18 protein-coding genes are annotated in these 18,847 nt (G+C 38.9%); 3 read left to right on the forward strand and 15 right to left on the reverse strand.

The features are described 5' to 3' along the window. Positions 1-139: 139 nt before the first annotated feature. The 5 genes from OCV63_RS16285 to OCV63_RS16305 all read right to left on the reverse strand — a co-directional run bounded on the left by OCV63_RS16285 (position 140) and on the right by OCV63_RS16305 (position 4,055). On the reverse strand, positions 140-1,651 hold the full coding sequence (locus tag OCV63_RS16285) for a recombinase family protein (RefSeq protein ID WP_069409095.1): 1,512 nt from the start codon (positions 1,649-1,651) through the stop codon (positions 140-142). A gap of 94 nt (positions 1,652-1,745) precedes the next feature. Then, on the reverse strand, positions 1,746-1,937 hold the full coding sequence (locus tag OCV63_RS16290; protein WP_002566025.1) for a hypothetical protein: 192 nt from the start codon (positions 1,935-1,937) through the stop codon (positions 1,746-1,748). 70 nt (positions 1,938-2,007) lie between these two features. Next, complete coding sequence (mobV, locus tag OCV63_RS16295; protein ID WP_024739835.1) at positions 2,008-2,949, reverse strand: MobV family relaxase; 942 nt, start codon at positions 2,947-2,949, stop codon at positions 2,008-2,010. Positions 2,950-3,134: 185 nt separating this feature from the next. Further along, complete coding sequence (locus OCV63_RS16300) at positions 3,135-3,530, reverse strand: replication initiator protein A (RefSeq protein WP_024739834.1); 396 nt, start codon at positions 3,528-3,530, stop codon at positions 3,135-3,137. Between the two features lie 111 nt (positions 3,531-3,641). After that, the gene (locus OCV63_RS16305; RefSeq protein ID WP_024739833.1) at positions 3,642-4,055 is read right to left on the reverse strand and encodes a cysteine-rich VLP domain-containing protein; all 414 of its coding nucleotides are present in this window, start codon (positions 4,053-4,055) and stop codon (positions 3,642-3,644) included. A 320-nt stretch (positions 4,056-4,375) separates the two neighbouring features. On the opposite strand from OCV63_RS16305, the gene OCV63_RS16310 reads away from it, so the two are divergent. The 3 genes from OCV63_RS16310 to OCV63_RS16320 are packed head-to-tail and all read left to right on the forward strand — an operon-like array spanning position 4,376 to position 6,133. Continuing rightward, a complete protein-coding gene (locus OCV63_RS16310) occupies positions 4,376-4,870 on the forward strand; it encodes a tetratricopeptide repeat protein (protein ID WP_004462512.1) in 495 nt (164 codons plus the stop codon). 50 nt (positions 4,871-4,920) lie between these two features. Beyond that, a complete protein-coding gene (locus tag OCV63_RS16315) occupies positions 4,921-5,721 on the forward strand; it encodes a helix-turn-helix domain-containing protein (RefSeq protein ID WP_024739839.1) in 801 nt (266 codons plus the stop codon). Positions 5,722-5,767: 46 nt separating this feature from the next. Then, entirely contained in the window at positions 5,768-6,133 is a 366-nt protein-coding gene (locus OCV63_RS16320) for a hypothetical protein (RefSeq protein ID WP_024739838.1), read from the forward strand. 680 nt (positions 6,134-6,813) lie between these two features. Here OCV63_RS16320 and OCV63_RS16325 read toward each other — a convergent pair. From OCV63_RS16325 to wzy, 10 genes are all read right to left on the reverse strand, one after another. Continuing rightward, positions 6,814-7,845 (reverse strand): hypothetical protein, encoded by a 1,032-nt coding sequence (locus OCV63_RS16325; protein WP_158365297.1) that lies wholly within the window; start codon positions 7,843-7,845, stop codon positions 6,814-6,816. 98 nt (positions 7,846-7,943) lie between these two features. Then, the gene (locus OCV63_RS16330; protein WP_262670932.1) at positions 7,944-8,345 is read right to left on the reverse strand and encodes an IS66 family transposase; all 402 of its coding nucleotides are present in this window, start codon (positions 8,343-8,345) and stop codon (positions 7,944-7,946) included. Between the two features lie 69 nt (positions 8,346-8,414). Further along, positions 8,415-9,893: an APC family permease gene (locus OCV63_RS16335; RefSeq protein ID WP_158365299.1), complete on the reverse strand. Its 1,479-nt coding sequence runs from the start codon at positions 9,891-9,893 to the stop codon at positions 8,415-8,417. A gap of 1 nt (position 9,894) precedes the next feature. Further along, positions 9,895-11,667 carry a phosphotransferase gene (locus tag OCV63_RS16340; protein WP_158365300.1) on the reverse strand — a complete coding sequence of 591 codons (1,773 nt, stop codon included), beginning with the start codon at positions 11,665-11,667 and terminating at the stop codon, positions 9,895-9,897. A 13-nt stretch (positions 11,668-11,680) separates the two neighbouring features. Then, positions 11,681-13,240 (reverse strand): amidohydrolase, encoded by a 1,560-nt coding sequence (locus tag OCV63_RS16345; protein WP_158365301.1) that lies wholly within the window; start codon positions 13,238-13,240, stop codon positions 11,681-11,683. A 41-nt stretch (positions 13,241-13,281) separates the two neighbouring features. Then, positions 13,282-14,169 (reverse strand): sugar phosphate nucleotidyltransferase, encoded by an 888-nt coding sequence (locus OCV63_RS16350; RefSeq protein WP_158365302.1) that lies wholly within the window; start codon positions 14,167-14,169, stop codon positions 13,282-13,284. A gap of 26 nt (positions 14,170-14,195) precedes the next feature. Further along, entirely contained in the window at positions 14,196-15,152 is a 957-nt protein-coding gene (locus OCV63_RS16355; protein ID WP_158365303.1) for an ornithine cyclodeaminase, read from the reverse strand. A 28-nt stretch (positions 15,153-15,180) separates the two neighbouring features. Then, positions 15,181-16,014 (reverse strand): LicD family protein, encoded by an 834-nt coding sequence (locus OCV63_RS16360; protein ID WP_158365304.1) that lies wholly within the window; start codon positions 16,012-16,014, stop codon positions 15,181-15,183. A gap of 1 nt (position 16,015) precedes the next feature. After that, positions 16,016-17,431, reverse strand: a complete 1,416-nt coding sequence (locus OCV63_RS16365; RefSeq protein WP_158365305.1) for a lipopolysaccharide biosynthesis protein — start codon at positions 17,429-17,431, stop codon at positions 16,016-16,018. Beyond that, a complete protein-coding gene (gene wzy, locus OCV63_RS16370; protein ID WP_158365306.1) occupies positions 17,428-18,846 on the reverse strand; it encodes an O-antigen polysaccharide polymerase Wzy in 1,419 nt (472 codons plus the stop codon). Before wzy ends, OCV63_RS16365 begins: the two co-directional genes overlap by 4 nt. Between the last annotated feature and the right edge of the window lies 1 nt (position 18,847).

An 18,847-nucleotide genomic window follows, 5' to 3' on the forward strand; every position in this document is an offset into this window, starting at 1 on the left:
TTACTAACCTGCCAGTCAGTAGTCTTATTGTACTCTGAGGTATTTTCAATTTTCAACATCCACGTTTTTTATTATACAGGAAAATACAGTTTACAAGGGACTACACAGGGTAGGTATCTGACGGGAGGGGTTCCACCCGTCAGATTTTCCATGTGATATTCAAGCTGTCGCTTGTAGCGGCTATGGTGGTAATCATCAAGTCCACCACCCGCCGCTTGTCGTCAAAGGATACATTCTCCCAAGTGTCGAGGTAGCCGGAAATCTGGCTGACCTGTTCCGGGCTAATGGCTTCCACCGTCAGCTCCGCTATCCTCGCCAGAAGTTCCTGCTTGCGTCCGTCCAGTTCCGCTATCTTCACATTCACATAGGAGAGCAGGACATTGTTTGCGCCCGTTAGACTGTCCACCAGCTTTTCAATCTCGCCGTCCACATGAGCAAGCTCCACTTGCAGGGCGGCGATTTTCGGGTTTGCCTTTGCCGCTTTCTTTCTGCCTGTCAATGTCTTGTAGCTTGCCAGCTTCTTTACCATCTGCTGATAAACAACCGCTTCCAGTTCCGAAGTGATGATTTTCCCACACCCGGCACAGCTCTTGTTATCCAGCCGTTTTGTGCAGCGGAGATATTGCTTTCCCACAGGATTGTTAATGCTCATAAGGGCATACCCGCAGTTCCCGCACTTGATTTTTCCCGCCAGCCATGTATGGGTGGCTTTTCGGGCAGACTGGATTTTCATGTTGTTCATCAGCTTCTTGCGGCAGGTCAGCCAGATTTCGGAGGGGACAATGCCCTCATGGGGAGCCAGCACCAGCATTTGGCCTTTCAAGTCGTTCTTTTTGCTGGGCTTCACATCCCGCCCCTGATACAGATAGCAGCCGTTCATGCCTGTAAAATCGGCGGCGTCATTGACAATGACTGTCCCTTGACTTTTGAAAAACTCGTACACATCAAGGTCTGCCTGCACATAGACAGGATTGCGTAACATCTGCGCCAGCGTGGGGCGTATCAGCTCTTTGCCATGGAACAAAATCCCCTGTTCCGCAAAGTACCGGGTAATGTCCCCATAGGAGGTAGTGGGCTGGGCGTACATCTCAAACATCAGCCGGATATTTGCCGCTTCATCTGGATTTACCACCAGCTTCTTTGTGTTGATACCGTCCATCTTAATCGGCTCTGTATGGAAGCCGTAAGGGGCTTTCCCGCCCATCTTGAAGCCCCGCTGACTGCGGGAATAGTAAGCGTCCGTTACCCGCTTCTGTATCGTTTCCCGTTCAAGCTGGGCGAACACGATACAGATATTCAGCATCGCCCGCCCCATCGGGGTGGAGGTATCAAACTTTTCCGTAGAGGACACAAACTCCACATTGTACTGCTGGAACAGCTCCATCATGTTGGCAAAGTCCAGAATGGAACGGCTGATGCGGTCGAGTTTGTAAACCACGACTTTTGCAATCAGCCCCCGCTTGATGTCCCGCACCAGTTCTTGAAACTTCGGACGGTCTGTGTTCTTGCCGCTGTACCCCTTGTCTGTGTATTCCTTGCAGTTACCGCCTTTCAACTCGTATTTGCAAAATTCAATCTGGCTTTCAATGGAAATGCTGTCCTTTTTGTCCACCGATTGTCTTGCATAGATTGCGTCTATTCGATTGTTCATATTGTCGCTCCTTTTCTTAAAAAAGAAACGGAGCTGCTGACAGTTTTATTATACCGCCAGCAGCCCCGCAAATCAATGATGGCTTCGGAAAACCTTATGCCCCGGCTTCCTCACTCTGCCGTTTGTCGGCATACTTGCGGAACACCTCATAAAGCTGCTGTTCCAGCTCCCGGCGTTTTGCCGCTTCCTGCTCCGGCGTGAACACCGGGGAGAGATTTTCCAGCGTGATTTCCTTTCCCTGAAAAGTCACGACTTCGGTTTCTTTCTTGTATCTGATATGCTCCATAGTACCTCCGTATTTAATTTTCAAAGTGCAGTGCCGCCATGCTGCGGCGTGAAATGTTTTCTGTCATCAATCACCTTTCCTTTGTGTGCCGCTGCTGTCGTTTCAGTTCTGCCAGCACCTCCGGCGGGATACGGTCTACCAGCCGCTGAATGTCTTTCAGCTCGCTTTCCAGCTTTGCCCGTTCCATCGTATCTTTCATCTTGCCTTTTTCACTGGCTTTTGCTCTGGCTTCTAACTGTTCATTTTCTGCTAAAAGGTCGTTTATTGTGACCTTGTATTTTTTGAGCTGACCGGAGAAATTCTCCATCTGCGGAAACCACTTTTTCAGCAGGGAGAGGGCTTCCTCTTTCTTCTTTCCGGCGTTGAACGGGGTAATACCGTCCAGCGTGGCTTCAATGGCTCTTGCCTGTTTGGAGAGATTGACCGCCTGCTTGAACAGACGGGTGGGGATATGCTTCCTGCCCGTTTTGCTGGCGCTTTCCCCACGCTCCAAGTCGGGATATTTCTCCACCATATAGGCGTGAAAATCGTCCTGCCATTTTGTGAGGTTGGCTCTGTTCCCAATAATCTCCTTTGCACACAGGCGGTTGTCCTCTGTCAGCGGGACAAAGACCAAATGCAGGTGGGGTGTTTTCTCGTCCATGTGTACCACAGCCGACACGATATTTTCCCGGCCTACCCGCCCGATTAGAAACTCCGCCGCCCTCTGGAAAAACGCCTGTATCTCCTTTGGGGACTTCTTCTTGAAAAACTCCGGGCTGGCGGTTATCAGCGTATCGACAAAGCGTGTGCTATCCTTGCGGGTGCGGCATCCGGCTTGTTCAATGCGGCTCTGAATAAAATGGTAATAGTGGCTCTCCGGCTTGACGATATGGAAGTTGTACTTGCTCCGGCTGGTGTCAATGTCGGGATTGCTGGCGTACTGTTCCTTTTGCCGTTCGTGATGGGCTTCCAGCGGTCTTGCCGGATTGCCCTTGTGTTTTTCAAATCGCAAAATTGCGTGTTGTGCCATGAAACTCCTTTCCCCATTCCGTTCCTTTCCGGGACTTTTCCACAGGAAAATCCCGCAGAAAATATCTCGGATCGGATAGGAATGGATAAGATATAAATAAAATCGTTTTTATCTCTGTATTTCTATATACCGTCCGGTTTCCGTACTTCAAGAGGATTGATTATCGTACTTGTGGAGTGCGGTTTTCAGTCCTCCGGCGTACCGGAACGGGATTTATTGAAGTCGGTGTTTAGAACCGCTTCGTAGGATTTTGGGTAAATGCGGTTGGGTTTTCCACAGCCCTGCTTCTGAATCTCTACCAGTCCGGCGTATTGCAACTCCCGCAGGGTGTTGACCGCCTTCTGCCGCCCGCAGTGGAGCAGCTCCACTACCTCATTGATGGGATAGTAGAGGTAAATGCGCCCATATTCGTCCGCCCAGCCGTTTTTCCGGGACAGGTCTGTCCGGCGTAGGATAAAGGCATACAATACCTTTGCTTCGTTGGACAGTGGCGTGAATGTGGGGGCTTCAAAAAGAAAATTGGGAAGCCGGGTAAAGCTGACCGCCTTTTCCGGCTGATGGATATAAATGGTGTTTGTCATATCGTATTTTGTGGACGGTTAGAACCCCGTTTTCTAGGGCAGACGGTAGTTTCTATTGCCTGTCCCTGTTCTGTGCTTGCAAAGCCTTGTAAATCAAGGACTTTTCAGCCCCTAACTGTCCACACAAGACCTCCTTTTCCGTTCACTTTCTGTTTTCTGCCGCCTGTGAACTCTGGCGGCACAGCCGGGACAGTATTTCGCCCGGTTGGATTTAGGGACGAACACACCGCCGCAGACCGCACAGCGTTTCAAGTCCTTATCCCGGAAAATCTCTGCTTCCAGCGTTCCGATTTGCGGCAAGACCGACCAGCGGAACCACTTACAGCAGACCGAGAAAGAAGCCGTCTGCGGGCAGGCGCAGGTGTCCCCATCGTCAAGGAGCATACAGTTCCCGTCCTCATAGTTGCAGCACTCCCGGCGGATCAGGGCGTTTGCCTGTTTCCTCTGTGCCGGTGTCATGCGGTAAAGGGAACCGTCCTGCCTGCGCTCTATGGGCGGCAGTCGTTTATATGGGTTCTCTCTCATGTGTTCCCTCCATTTTTCCTTAGCCGTTCTCCCCGAAAGGATTTCCGGCGTTGGCACGCTCCCCGGACTTCGGGACATTTTGTCCCGAAGTGGCTCGTTGCGGTGCTTCCCCTGCCGGGGTATTCCTTTTCGGACGGTCATTCTGTTTTCAAGGTGCAGCTCATCGATGAACTACCTTAAGTCTACACCTAAAAGACCGCCCGCCCCGTATATCCATAAGGTCGGAAATCAGCCCGGAAAACTCTCTATTTCCACGCTCTTGGAATTGTGGTAGAATAGAAGAAATAGAATGGCAAATCGAAATTTCACGGAGGTATATTATGGGACTGTTTTCAAAGAAGAAAAATGAAGAAGTGGCTATTGATGAACTAACACCACAAATAAAAACTAAATTAGATGAATTAGCCCAAAAAGGCAATCAGTTTGAGGAAGAAGAACAATATGAGGAAGCTATACAAGCATGGAAAGAAGCTCTTAGCCTAATCCCAGAGCCACAGCAATTTTACAGTGAAACCATATGGTTTTTAGCTGCCATTGGCGATATTTATTTTCAAAAGAAACAATACGAAAAAGCACACGAATGCTTTGACAAAGCAAGGGGGAATTTGAGCGGCGAGGGATATGGAAATCCGTTTGTTATGCTTCGATTAGGTGAATGTTGTTTAGAAATAGGGGACGAAAAAAACGCCACAGAATATTTGCTTAGAGCCTATATGTTTGAAGGAAGGGAGATATTTGAGCCTGACGAGGACGGTAATGATGATGGCAAAAAATATTTTGATTATTTAAGAACTCATGTTGAAAACATTGAGTGAAGATTAAGATAACACAGTTCCCATTTATCGAGCAGACAAGGAGGGAGAGCATGGAACTATCCATACAAGAACGATTGAAAGATTTGCGTGTGGAGCGTGGGCTGACGCTGGAGCAGCTTGAAGAACAGGTAAATCTCTCCAAGTCTGCACTGGGTAGTTATGAAGCAAAGGACTTCAAGGACATCAGCCACTATGCCATTATCAAGCTGGCGAAGTTTTACGGCGTGGCCGCCGATTATCTGCTGGGACTGTCCCAAACAAGAAATCACCCAAACGCCGATCTTGCAGACCTGCGTTTGAGTGATGATATGATTGAACTCTTGAAAAGCGGGTTGGTGGATAATTCCCTCTTGTGTGAACTGGCGGTACACCCGGATTTCCCCCGGCTGATGGCTGACCTTGAAATCTATGTGAACGGCGTGGCGGGAAAACAGGTACAGAGTGCAAACGCCATTGTGGACGCTGTAAGCGCAACCATTATGAAGCAGCACAATCCCGGCTTGTCTGACCCGCAGTTAAGACAGCTTATCGCCGCCCATATTGATGATGACAGCTTTTGCCGCTATGTGATACAGCAGGACATAAACAAGATAGCTCTTGACCTGCGGGAAACACATAAGGACGATTTTTTCAGCGTCCCGGAGGACAACCCGCTGGAAGATTTTTTGCAGACCGCCGAGGAAACTGCCAGTCCAGACAGCGACCCGGAGCAAGCGGCTTTGGCGTTTATCTGTAAGCGGCTCAAGCTGAATTTGAAAAAGCTGTCCGAGGAAGAAAAGAAGTGGCTGAAAAAGATTGCACAGAAGTCGGACTTGCTGAAAAATCCAAACCCACAGCGGGGGAGGAAATAAGAAATTGATAAAATTGAATTTACTTTTTTAACAGGAGGATTATACAATGAGTATGGATTTGAATTTTTGGAAGTACAAGGAAGATACCGCACATGACCATTCAACCGTATATCAGGCAGCGTGTTGTGATGGCGAGGTAATGGAAGTATTGGAAGTTCTTCCGATTGACGAGATTTTGAAAAAAGTGGCTGATTCTTTTTCTGACTGGAATATACAAGGTGGAGGCAAAGATTTTGAAAAAGAAGGACATGGAGCATTTCAGGTTTTTACAACTTCGCAAATCGTAAGGTTTGATTGCTATGGTATGCAAGAGGCTGATATGAACGCTCTCATGGATATTTTACTTGATTTTGGTTGCCCTCTATACGACCCACAAATTTCAACGAGATTCGATTCTTGGACAGATAGATAACAAATCCCATTTATCGTGGAGATAGCAAAGCCAGCCGAGCCAGTCAATGGTCAAGATGAACGGCGCATTTTATGCGCCGCCGTTGACAGTCCCGCCCGTCTTTGCTAATAGTCAATCAAGGCGGGAAAGCCTTAAAATGGCTTCCCGCCCATTTCAATTTTGAGAGAAAAATCCGTCTGTTTTTTCGTAAGTGTGGCTATCCGTGTGGGACGAGGGACGGGGGCTTTCATATCCGCCCTGTCTGCTGATGAAACCAGTCCTGCGCTTGCGGCTCCACGCCACGCAATCACAGCCCTGTTTTCCTGCTGCTTCAAATGTGCTTGCCCTTCCGGGCGGCAACCTCATTTTCGCAGCAACGCCGACAGAGCGTATAACACACTACACTTTGCAAGCAAAGTCGTGTGCCAAAGGGGTACCCTTTGGAAACCCCAGACAACAAAACAGGCTGAATATCTCGCACTTCCCCGGTGCTTGATACTCAGCCTTTATTTGTTGTCAGCAGCCCCCGTTTCGTGGTCTGCGTGTAGTTCCTTGTAAACTGACCTAAGCTTCATTATCACAGAAGACTCAAATCATCGGAATGAATTGCGAACTATGAAGAACAATAAAAGCCTTCTGTGATAATGAAGAATGAAAGTCCCAGATACCTGGCCTGCCAGAACAGATACCCTATATTCTCATCATCGTTTTAATAACTCATGACGTTCATTGTCTTCATCATATTTAAAATATATACGCTTAATTTCACTTAATGTATTTAACAATCTACGCTTAAACTCCAAGTGTATTCCAGGCAAAATATCATTAACTTTTACATTTAAAAAAAAGAAATGCTTTCTATTTTTCACCGTTGATAAATATCCCTGTTCCATATCGGGAAACAACATAAACCTTTCTGCCTCTATATAATTTTCCAAACGCACAAAAATCTTCGGATTCCGTTCCCATGTTCCATTATGTACTATTTCATTTCGAATAGCCTCTATATGACTAATAAAATCGCATTTTTCGTAAATAGTGTTTATCGTTTCATTAATCTGTAACTTCTTTCTTTTTCCCCACAACACCTCCGTACTTTTTAATTTTTCATATGATTCAAACTCTGTTCGACGATATTGCATTTCATAACAAATTTTACACATTATATCCAAAATTGAATATGCTTTTGTAAAATATGTTTCTATATAAGAAGACACTCTGGTAGCGTCTGCCGACAGGATCATTATTGTTCCATTAGGATCTGTTAATTTTTTACAGGATTCATCTAATTCAATTGTGGATATCGTCTTATAATAATTAATAAAGGCATCCTCCATCGCACACAATAAGTTTTGAACCGTTCCAATCAAAAATTGACAGTCAACCAAATATAAATGTCTATATAAATTGGGAATATCAGCTTTTAATATCCAGTCACTGAACATATCCGCACTAATATCACAGTCAGAATCCTGTCCTGCACACTGAACCCAAACTGGTAAAGATACCACTTCCTTATAATATTGCGCCGTATTCTTACAAAGCAAGTCTCTAAACAAATCATATAAATCAACCAACTGATTATCCAGCTCATATTTAATTGAATCATCTGGATAGATATACTTATTAACAACATTCTTTCCGTCAATTTCCTGTATAAAAAATCCAACATTGGCATCATCTATATAATACGGATATTCTTCAAATATTCCGTTGCACAAATATGCCTTCACAGGCCCCTCCTTTTTCGTAAACGGCAGCTTCCAAGTACCTTGCTAACTATCCGGCCGCTTATGCGACCGGTCCATTTTTTCTCCGGTTTTCTGATATACTATGGTAGTGTCTTTGCCCAAGGTAAAAGCTCTGTCAGAAAATCACGATTCGTATCTTCCATGTATTTCGGAATCTCAGTCAACAGATATTCGAAATACTCATAGGGCTTCAGGTTATTCACTTTCGCGGATTCTGCTATGCTGTAGATGATTGTCGAGCTGTTCGCCCTATGGATAGCATCGATCATCTCCCAGTTTTTCTTGCCGATACAGAACCCGCGAATGGCACGTTCACTGACATTGTTATCGATAGAAACATCCCCGTCTTCCAGAAATACTCTTAGATCTAATTTCTGGTTCAAAGCGTAAGTGAATGCTTCTTTCGCTTTTGAACTTTTTCCAACCTTATCCTTATACTGTTTCAGGTATGAGAAGAAAGCCTCTACCAGTCGCTGAACCACCAACTGACGGTGCTTGAATCATTCTCAGAAAAAATAGTGGTCAACTTCCCATCTTCCCTGTAAAATGCTTTATCCTTTGTATAACATCGGAATAACATATATTCCTAATGCAATTATTGTAACTATAATAGTGGCAACTTTCCAAATCCGATACTCCTTATCCATCTTTTCTTTCGTTATCATATCTGGTTCCTCAATTTCACCAATTTCCTCTTCAATTGTCTGCATATGGTATTCCTTATTATGCGAATATACATAATAGAATATAACGCATATTATCGTAACTACTCCAGCTGTAAATAAAGCAACCTTATCCGCAAAAACAAGCATAATACTATATATAACAATTGTAACATAGCACCCTATTGTACCAAATGGTGCTTTATATGGTCTGTTCATATTTGGATATTTTTTTCGAAGTCCAATATATGACAGGCATCCAATCATGTAACAAACAGCTAATGAAATTAATGACACGGATGCAATATAATCAATTGAGCCAGTTGCTATTAAAACAAAATTAATGACGCCAACCATAATAACCGCCACATACGGAGTTTTGTATTTTGAATGTATTTTTCCCAGAAATGAAGGTAACGCTCCATCCTCTGCCATTGTATATATATATCTAGCTGGTGCTGCAATTCCCGGATTAATTGTTGAAAGATCGCCCCCAAAGGCTATTCCAATACATAAGAGAATAATCGGGAAACCTACTAATCCAACCGCTTTTAACCCTTCCGCATAAGGCGCATCTGCAATTGCAAGAATATTATAAAATTTACTAGGCACAAGCCCTACCAAAAACCACTGAAACAATGCATTCAACGCAAACACCAAAAACACAGAAATTTTGAGTGCTCTTGGCAACGTATATTGTGGATATTTGGTTTCTGCTCCCATAGAAACACACGTTTCAAAACCTGTATAACACCACCATACAAGGCCAAATATATACATTAGTTCTTTAAATGGTGGAAGACTATTTATTGCAATACCTCCAAAATATTCTACATGTATCTTAGGGATCATATATAAAAACCAACAGATCGAACATCCCCAAAAGAAGAACATAAATGCCGTTTGTGCTTTTCCTGACTGTTCTATTCCCCTAAAATTTAGTATCAAAAAAACAACAACTAATACACAGGCAATTATACGTGAATCCAGCCAAGTGATATTAACTCCCAATTGTTCTAATAAAATTTTAAAGTAATTAGCAAATGCCAGCGTTTCTCCTGCGCCAATTGCTATAACAGAGATAATGTAATGCCATCCTGCCATATTCGCCCACACTCTGTTCAAGCCACGTTTTGCGTAATTATATGTTCCTCCAGCACATGGCAATGCAGCTGACATCTCACCATAAATAAGACATGGCCAAATAGAAATTAATAGGGCTACAAATGTAAATCCAATAATCCACGCCCCCACCAATCCTATCTGCGAAGAACCACATGTAAACAATCCTACTCCTACAACTGTTCCTATGGTCATGCTAATCGCTTCTTTTAGCCCCAATACACGAATAAGTCTATTTTCTTCCATTTTAATCATTCTCCTCAATATTTAGGGCATAATCAACATATTTTCCGGCCATCTCATGCCAATTCATAAGAGCTTCTCCCATAACAGCACCACATGACTCTCTATACAATGCCCATACAAACCAATAATAAGCAATAATTGCCGTATACGCCATGAAATGGAAAAATCTTTTTTCCGTATATCTATCCTGTAAATATTCTTTTATAAATCGCTCTGCTTCATCAAAATCATACATTGCATCTACGATATAATATCCCACATCAATACCTGGATCCGAATATCCAGAATATTCCCAATCAATGAGAATCACTCTTCCATCTGGCTGTATCATCCAATTAGGCTTATACGTATCACCATGGCAAAAACACTTTTCAACTCCATCATTTATTGTCATTTTGTAAAGCCGACCAATTTTTCTTTTTAATATTTCGTATTCATCAAAACAGTTGGGACTTTTTTCTCGCAATAGTTCCTCCATTTTTAACGCATCTTCCCATGGCTGCATTCCATAATCAAGTTTAATTCCTGATGAATGTAGCCTTCGTAGGACTTCCAATATCTTTTTAGAATCTTCAAACGAATTATAATCCGGTTCCCTGAATTCTGGAATAAAAACCGAAATTTTCCATCCTTCATTGATATCTGCATAGATATAAGTAGGATCTATTCCTATCTCTTTTGCCTTAATCAAAGACATCTTCTCATTTTTTCGGCTGATAATACTCTCTGTTCCGTCTCCAGGATGTCGATAAATATAATCTGTTCCATTTATTTCAAAAACAAAAGATGTATTTGTCATGCCTTCACTAACATTACGAAAATTAACAATGTCTTCCTCATCACATCGAAAAACTAGTTTGATATTACGGATAATTTCACTATGTGTATGGCCAAGATATTGTGTATCAAACTTTCTTAAATCTTCAAAATAATCAAATTCATATATGTTCCCTGAAGAATATTCTTTAAAGTAAAATGGTGGTAAATTATTCAAATTATCTTTAACCATCCATTCCCAAAAGCTATGATTATACTTTCCAACCTTTCTATCATCTTCCATCAGCTTTATAAATGCCTTTGAAAATTCTGCCGTCCAAAAAGAATGCCCTAATAAAACTCTACCTGACTTTCTATTCTTTTCCATTAAAGTAATTCGTTCATTTTCATCTGTATCCACATACATTTCATTTGTCTTTTCTAAAACACGCATACCGGCATAGAACGGCTGATACTCATATTGATTAAAAGGGTTTTCTGCAAAATAGCTGTCACTTACACAAATATAAGTATTTCTCAATTTATCTTTTGCCAAATACAAGCTCTCAATATTATTTTTTATATTAAAAGATTCATTTATGACAAAATTCACCCCATACTTATCTTCCAGATAGTAAAACATTTCTTTCTTGTAGCCAAGTACAATCGTTATATTCTTTATACCCGCATCTTGAAGCTGACAAATTTGTCTCTCAATTAATTTTTCTCCCTTTACTTCAAACAACCCCTTTGGTTGCTCTAATGCTAAAGGCATAAAACGAGTGGATGCCCCTGCAGCCAGAATCACAGCATTATTTACCCTGTAAGGCTCTAATGCTTCAATTCCTAGTTCTGTAATTTTAGAGTCACTCTGAGACACAAATCCAATTTTTATTAAGTTATTTAATGCTTCCTGGTCATGCAGTGACTTATTGCAATTTAAATCATAAGAACAACTTCCCCGTCCAATGCTCCCATTATAAAAGCTATTCAATATATGGAATTCGTTTCTCTTCATTCGTTGTTCACCTCTATACCTTGTTCTTTGAAATCAGCCCTCTAATCACTGCTTTAAAAACATTATTTTCCGCGGTTTTATATGTTTTTCCTGCGAGAATCAATTTCTGCACTTTAATTTTGCTTATCTCACCCGATGTATACGGATTTTCCGATAATATTACCATATCAGCAACTTTTCCGGCTTCCAATGAGCCTCGGGTTGTTTCATCGAAGCATGTATAATAGCCATTATATGTACACATTCGTAATGCATCCTGAATACTGATTCTCTCTTCTTTATTTTTATTATTTACTGCTTTATCCATCCACATAATTGGATTTGGCAATGTACACGGCGCATCAGAACCAAATGAAATCGTAATATTATTATCTACAAAGGTTTTTAATGGATTCAGTTTTTTCGTTCTTTCTTTTCCCATAATACTTTCAAGATAGGAATCCGGCTCCTGTTTCCAATCTATAAAAGCACTTTGAACAGGCATAAGAATCTGATATTTCTGACATATTTTAATGCCTTCTTCTGTCGGTAAACAATCATGGATAATCCCGTGGCGATGATCTTTACGAGGATAATCATCCAATGCCGCTTTTAAAGCTCTTGTCGCCTGATCGAAGGCCTTATCTCCTATTGCATGCATTTCTATTTGCAGTCCGGCTCTGTTTGCCTGTTTACAAAATTCAATTACCTGATCATCCGAATAATAAAGTACTCCATCATGGCCATCCAAATACGGGGCATTCATAGCTGCATCTTCCGAGCCAAAGCAGCCATCCAACGCACATTCAAAACAGCCACCTATTCTTGGCAATTTTCTTTTCTTTGCAACTTTGATATTCATGGATTGTGGATAAACCCTCATTTGAAAACCATTTTTCAAAGACTTTGCAAATATTTTTTCCAGGGTAATATCCAAATTTGCTATAAAACCAACACCACTAACAGTATGTAAAGATCCTATGCCTTGCGCAGCCATATAATCAATAGCTCTTTGCATATTTTTGAACAGCTCAATAATAGATATCGAATTCGTGATATAATTTGAACATTCAAAAAATGCTTCCTGATTCATTTCTCCCGTATCCGGATGATATCCTCTCAAACCTTTGAGCTTCACATCCAGCTTTTTCAGAAGTGGGGAATTAATAACACAGGCATGCCCATCATATTTTACAACCATAATCTCCTGCTCCGGACATACCTCATCTAATTCCTCGCGTGAAATCAACTTGCCTTCCCTTACGGAATAGGGAGAAGCACCAAATCCTATCAGTGTTTTCTTTTTCCTGTTTTTCTCAGCAAATTCTTTCACCATCTCCTTTATTTCTATGTTGCTATTGGCCTCCATTACGTTAAGACCTGCAAAAAAAGTCGAGAAAGATGCCATATGCTGATGTGTATCCACACAAGATGGCACCAACACACTTTTGCCAAGATTTATTACTTCCGCATTTTCATACTGTTCAGGAAGCTTATTTCCCACATATTCAATATAACCATTATCTTCAACAAGATAATCAAATACATCATTGTTCTTGTTTACCGTTAAAATTTTACCCTTATATACTCTCATAATGCTCTACTTCCTGCGTCCATGATACCTGTGTTCTAGGTCTATCTATAAGATTTGTCTAATTGTGCAAGTTCAAAATAATTATCTATTTCCATGATGTCCTGTTTCTTACATTGTCTTATTTCTACTTTATAGTTTTCCTTTTTTAATATCAGCGGAACTTCCTCCCAGAAAACATCTTTATTTATTTTATAAATTTCAGTCCAGTCAGTCCTTAATTGTGCTGAATCTTCTGCTGTCCAATAAGAAATCCCGTAATAGTTATAGCAATATGTATTTCCTTTTTGATATTCTGAAATATATCCATCTTTAAGCCTGAAAGACCAATCGTCTGTTTCCAGTGAATAAGAACCCAAAATATTAGAGGCATATTGATATTTTGCAATCACACCCGGATTTGTAATATACAGATCTGCTTCACATAAATAACAATTACTTATCTCATCCTTAGCAAAAATTGCTGAAGATATGTTATTTTCCTTATCGTACAAATCGTTATCTATAAAACGTACAAAAGGATACTTTTCCAGAATTTCATTAAACTTTTCTTTTTTGTAGCCTCTTACGATGGTAATATCTCTAATTCCAACATTAACCAGCGCATCCAATAACGTATCTATAATCCGCTTCCCATTAACCATTACCATCGGTTTCGGTCTGTCAGCGGTTGCCGGCATCATTCTTGAACCAAATCCGGCCGCCATAATAACGGCCTTTTTTACCCTATATGGTTCCAGCGCCTCCCTTCCTTTTTCTGTTATATAGAATATTTCCTCTCCTTCCATATATCCGGCAGTTTTCGCATCCTGCAGACATTTAGAAACCATTGTGCCAGAAATCTTAACAGAGTCCGCAATTTCTCTGATTGTGTATTTTCCCTTCCCCTGCTTTTCTAAAAAACACAGTACTTCAAATAAATACCTGTCCATATATTGATTCCTCACATTCCCCTAAATTAAATCCAAAATTTTTCTTTGGGCACATGCATATCAACATCTACCAGCCCCTTTTTATCCTTTATCATCCGATAAATATTTGCTGCAAAATTAATGTCATGAATTGAAACACCAATATTGTACGCCAATATTCTTTCCTTGTTATTTTCGCGGCCTGCAATCCTTCCATTTACTACATCTGTCATCTCACCGAATTTTCTGAATTTATCAAAATTTTTAAAATGGCAAACATGGCCGTAATCATCCGCATATATCTTGTCAAAAAACAAATCACAATTTGTAAAACCACGTGTATGAACAGGAACTACTAATACACCTTCATCAAAACACTCGTCCCTACAAAAATCTTTTCCAGAATACGTTACGCATGAAATAACTACTTCGGAGCCTTTTACCAACTCTTCAGGCGTATCTATATAATAAAAATGTAAATTACTATATTTTTCAAATCGTTTTGCAAAGTCAATTTCCTGTCCTTTATATTTCAATAGTTTTACTGTAAAATCTCTGTCTTTAAAAATGCTTTCCAGTACCAACAAGGTTGCTCTTGCCGTATTACCGAGTCCCAGAATTGCTATTGTAGAAAAGTCTTTTTTTGCCAAACGCTCAATAGAATGTGCTGCCACTGCGCCTGTCCGCATTGCTGTTATCCAATTTGCATCCATAAGCGCAAGGAATTCACCTGTAGTCATATTTAAAAACATTAACTCGCTATCCAAACTGGGTTTTCTGTCTGGATAACGATTTACTACTTTTACACCACCAACATATCCAAGTTCTTTATCTGGAATGACACAGGGCATAACATTGCAAAACTCACCCTCACCCAATGCCATACTGATCTTAGGGGGAAGCTTTGCTAAATTTTTATCTTTTATCATCTGTGAAACCCATTCATAGCATGTATACGGTTCAATATTTAATTTCTTTATATCATCAAAAGTAATATATTTCATCTTCGCCCACTCCTTTAATTACCTCAGCTTATTTTTCTTCTATATTATTACACTCTAATTCTACCTTTAATGGCTGATGCGTAATTCTATCTTTTTCTGCTGGAATTACCATATACTCTCCATATAATTTTTTTAGCACTTCGTCATAATTTTTGGGGCCCCAAAACTCCTGACCTTCAAATAAATATTTTTTTCTTTCCGTAATTCTTGAATATTTTCCCACTACTTTTCTGTCTACCGAATAAAAAACACAATCATCTCCTGTTTCATGCAATTTTTTTCTTCTTTTATCTTCTCTTTCTATAAATTTATTTCTATCTACAAATCTCCACAATCCCTTCCATAAAATGAAATGAATACTGTATCCTATTAACACACTCGATTTTCTCTTTATGCCTTTAACATACCCTATGTCATAACACTCATTTAATATATTAAATATTCCCTTTCTCCAATATTCTTTTGCTATTTGATGGTTTCCTTTTTTTATTCTATCTAATGGAAAAATATCTATAAAAACTCCTTGATTAATATCTAAATCCACATGTTCTTTTTGCAAAAATATTGTATTTTCATCTCTAACTTTTGCAAAAATATTAGGACAATTTTCTTCCGTCTTATAATGCTGTATCTTTAAATTTGAAGGAAGAAATTTCTCTCCAATATCTATAAATTTATCGTAACTTTCCCGCGGCATGCAAATGTCTATATCATCATCCCAAGGAATAAACCCTTGGTGTCTTACTGCTCCAAGCAAAGTCCCATGCATAATAATATATTTAATATTATTTTCTTCGCACACTTTTACCACAGCTGTTAATATTTCTAATTCTTTCTTTTGTAACTTTCTTAATTCATTCATATCATTTATTTTTCCTTTTTAATATTTCATTATGCTCCCATAAATTTCGCAATATATCTATCAGCGATTTTTGATTTATTAGTAAAAACGCTACAAATGATACCACACTTACAAAATATATATGAAAATTAACTGTAATTAATATAGAATCTGTAATAATTAATACCAAATTTAACAGAAATAGCTTTTTCTTTATATCTATATGCACATATTTGTTCACATCAACCATTCTCATCAACGCTAATATCAAATATGAAACGAAGGTTCCCGTAACTGCTCCAAAAACTCCAATCCATCTAATGCATAATAAATTCACTCCTATATTTACAATTGCTGCTACTGCCGTAGAAATCATGTTATTTATTGATTTTTTTAAAGCTCCATACATTCCTCCATAATATGCTGCTATCGCAGAAAACAGCGCACTTGCCAAAAGCATTGGTACTAATCTCCAAGCTTCTTCATAACCATTTCCATGTGCATAAATCACCATAAATGGCCGTACTATAACTATAATTCCCAAACATAATATTCCAATGAAAAAGAAAAAATATTGAAATACAATTGAGTAAAATTCTGTTTCATTTCCAGAATCCATTTCTTTTATAGACGATATTCCCCAAGCTTGTTGAAATACCGCAACAAACACACTGATTAATGAAGGGATTTTGCATGCAACCGTATACAACCCCAGTTCAGCCGCACCAACCATTGCTTCAATCATTACTTTATCCGATGATTGAATGATCCACCACGAAAGATTATTTAGAATTAATGGCGAAGAGTACGTAATCATTTCCTTTGCTATTTTTTTATCTAACTTGGCTTTTTTTAATTCCTTAATTAAGTCGCAAAAAATAGAAGCAAAAATTATCGCTATAATCTGTGATATTATATTAGCCATCAAATAACCTTCTATTTTCCATTGTTTAATTACTAAAAAATAAATGTTTAAAACTGCAAGAGCCACTGTCTGAATTATACTTATAATTGCATAATCCATATTTTTATTTAATACTTTTAAATAATTAAGTTCTATAGACAGCAACACATTTACGCATACATAAACACATAGATATAGGCTCCAAACACCTATGGAGGAATATTTAGCAAAAAGAGGTGTAAGAAATATCGTAACGCTACATCCTGCTCCCCATACAATAAGGCCAACTAATAATACATCTTGTGTTCTTTCCTTATACATCAGACCAAACCTTATTACACCATCAAATATTACCAGCGATACAAACGGAATTAGCATTTGTGCCATCGTAAAGACAAGATCTGCTATCCCATATTCTTCTGTACTCAGATAATTAGTATACAAGGGAACTAAAAAGAAAATAATGGCTTTTGATGCAATACTTCCAATTGCAAATATAGATGTATCTTTTAATAATGTTTTATACTTATTCATTTAATCTTCCCATTTTTACAATACTTACTGTAAAAAGGATATACTAACATAAATGTAAATATCATATACGGAATTGAACTGAACCATGAAAAAAGTCCATCTCTTGGTAATGTAAATATCCTTTTCACTAAGAAAAATACAAATGTTATTTTAAATATATTTTCATTTAACTCCAATGAATTTAACCACCAAAGGAGCTTTCCAATAACACTCGAAACAATAACCACCCCAACCATTCCAAATGCCAAATAGGTCTCTGCCAAATAGCAAGAACCCATACCATGTCCTGACAAATATAGTGAAGGTTCTGTTAGGTACGATATCCAATGTGAAAATGAATTAAATTGTTCCAGATATTCTATTCCTTGTCCTGTGGCATGTTTCCCTAATATTTTGGTAATTATAGGATTTTCTAGCAATGGTTCTAATAAATATACAATACCTTTTTGGGGGAAATCTGCTTTTCTATAAACCGTATTTGCAATTACAGAATCTGAACCGCCTGTAGATATGAAAAATCTTTTAAACAAATTGAATGATAGTCCACCAGCTTCATTTCCACTTCTGGCTTGTTCAACAATATAAAACAAGATTATCATTCCTAATACAATGCTTCCCAAATGGAATATATATTTTATGTCAATTTTTTCAATATTATAGTATTTGAATAAATACCAAACTATAAATAGTAATGTTCCTGCGAATAATGCTCGTCTTCCTTGAAATAGCTGTATTCCCCCTTCAAGAAAAAGCGAAAAAAAACATAACATAAACATTTCTTTTTTAGTTGGTCGCATTGCCATATACAATAATATAACTGTTGAGAAAATATAATAACCTATTTTAATAACTCCTGGTATATCTACATTAATCAAATAACCAGAAGTATATACCATAACACTTCGTACAATAACCACTTTTAACTGCATATATATTGCGCATGGCAATGTTATCCAAAACATAGCTTTAACAAGTGGTTTTATATTATTTGCTCTTCTTTTTTGTGTTTTTTTACAGACCTTATCTTCCGCCTTTGCATAAAAAAACATATATGAAAAGTATGTAATTGCTATGCCAATAAATAAAATTCCTGAAAAAATAATATATTGCTCTGTGCTTAACTTTAACCATACAAAAGTTAAATATACATCATATTCTGGTTCAAACGGTTTCTGTCCCATCAAAAAAAGTAAATAACAACCAAAAAAGGCTAACGCTATAAAATGTAACGCTATTCCTTTTATTACTAAATTTAAAATAATACTTATAATCAAAACATAATTACAAATATACAAAATATAATTAATATTGTCTGAAGGGTCCGCTAAATCAAATAAATATAAACATATTTGTATGATTGCTATTAAGCAAATAAAAAAATCTAAAATATTTAGTTTTTTATTTTTTATCAACATA

The sequence above is a fragment of the Laedolimicola ammoniilytica genome (assembly GCF_025567165.1).
Lineage (GTDB): Bacteria > Bacillota > Clostridia > Lachnospirales > Lachnospiraceae > Laedolimicola > Laedolimicola ammoniilytica.

What these genes read in the sequence shown, in the direction of transcription:
- OCV63_RS16355 (WP_158365303.1), bottom strand. Translation starts at nt 15,152, where the DNA reads ATGAAATATATTACTTTTGATGATATAAAGAAATTAAATATTGAACCG.
- OCV63_RS16345 (WP_158365301.1), bottom strand. Translation starts at nt 13,240, where the DNA reads ATGAGAGTATATAAGGGTAAAATTTTAACGGTAAACAAGAACAATGAT.
- OCV63_RS16305 (WP_024739833.1), bottom strand. Translation starts at nt 4,055, where the DNA reads ATGAGAGAGAACCCATATAAACGACTGCCGCCCATAGAGCGCAGGCAG.
- OCV63_RS16350 (WP_158365302.1), bottom strand. Translation starts at nt 14,169, where the DNA reads ATGGACAGGTATTTATTTGAAGTACTGTGTTTTTTAGAAAAGCAGGGG.
- OCV63_RS16300 (WP_024739834.1), bottom strand. Translation starts at nt 3,530, where the DNA reads ATGACAAACACCATTTATATCCATCAGCCGGAAAAGGCGGTCAGCTTT.
- OCV63_RS16310 (WP_004462512.1), top strand. Translation starts at nt 4,376, where the DNA reads ATGGGACTGTTTTCAAAGAAGAAAAATGAAGAAGTGGCTATTGATGAA.
- OCV63_RS16365 (WP_158365305.1), bottom strand. Translation starts at nt 17,431, where the DNA reads ATGAATAAGTATAAAACATTATTAAAAGATACATCTATATTTGCAATT.
- OCV63_RS16290 (WP_002566025.1), bottom strand. Translation starts at nt 1,937, where the DNA reads ATGGAGCATATCAGATACAAGAAAGAAACCGAAGTCGTGACTTTTCAG.
- OCV63_RS16340 (WP_158365300.1), bottom strand. Translation starts at nt 11,667, where the DNA reads ATGAAGAGAAACGAATTCCATATATTGAATAGCTTTTATAATGGGAGC.
- OCV63_RS16285 (WP_069409095.1), bottom strand. Translation starts at nt 1,651, where the DNA reads ATGAACAATCGAATAGACGCAATCTATGCAAGACAATCGGTGGACAAA.
- OCV63_RS16360 (WP_158365304.1), bottom strand. Translation starts at nt 16,014, where the DNA reads ATGAATGAATTAAGAAAGTTACAAAAGAAAGAATTAGAAATATTAACA.
- OCV63_RS16315 (WP_024739839.1), top strand. Translation starts at nt 4,921, where the DNA reads ATGGAACTATCCATACAAGAACGATTGAAAGATTTGCGTGTGGAGCGT.
- OCV63_RS16335 (WP_158365299.1), bottom strand. Translation starts at nt 9,893, where the DNA reads ATGGAAGAAAATAGACTTATTCGTGTATTGGGGCTAAAAGAAGCGATT.
- wzy (WP_158365306.1), bottom strand. Translation starts at nt 18,846, where the DNA reads ATGTTGATAAAAAATAAAAAACTAAATATTTTAGATTTTTTTATTTGC.
- OCV63_RS16320 (WP_024739838.1), top strand. Translation starts at nt 5,768, where the DNA reads ATGAGTATGGATTTGAATTTTTGGAAGTACAAGGAAGATACCGCACAT.
- mobV (WP_024739835.1), bottom strand. Translation starts at nt 2,949, where the DNA reads ATGGCACAACACGCAATTTTGCGATTTGAAAAACACAAGGGCAATCCG.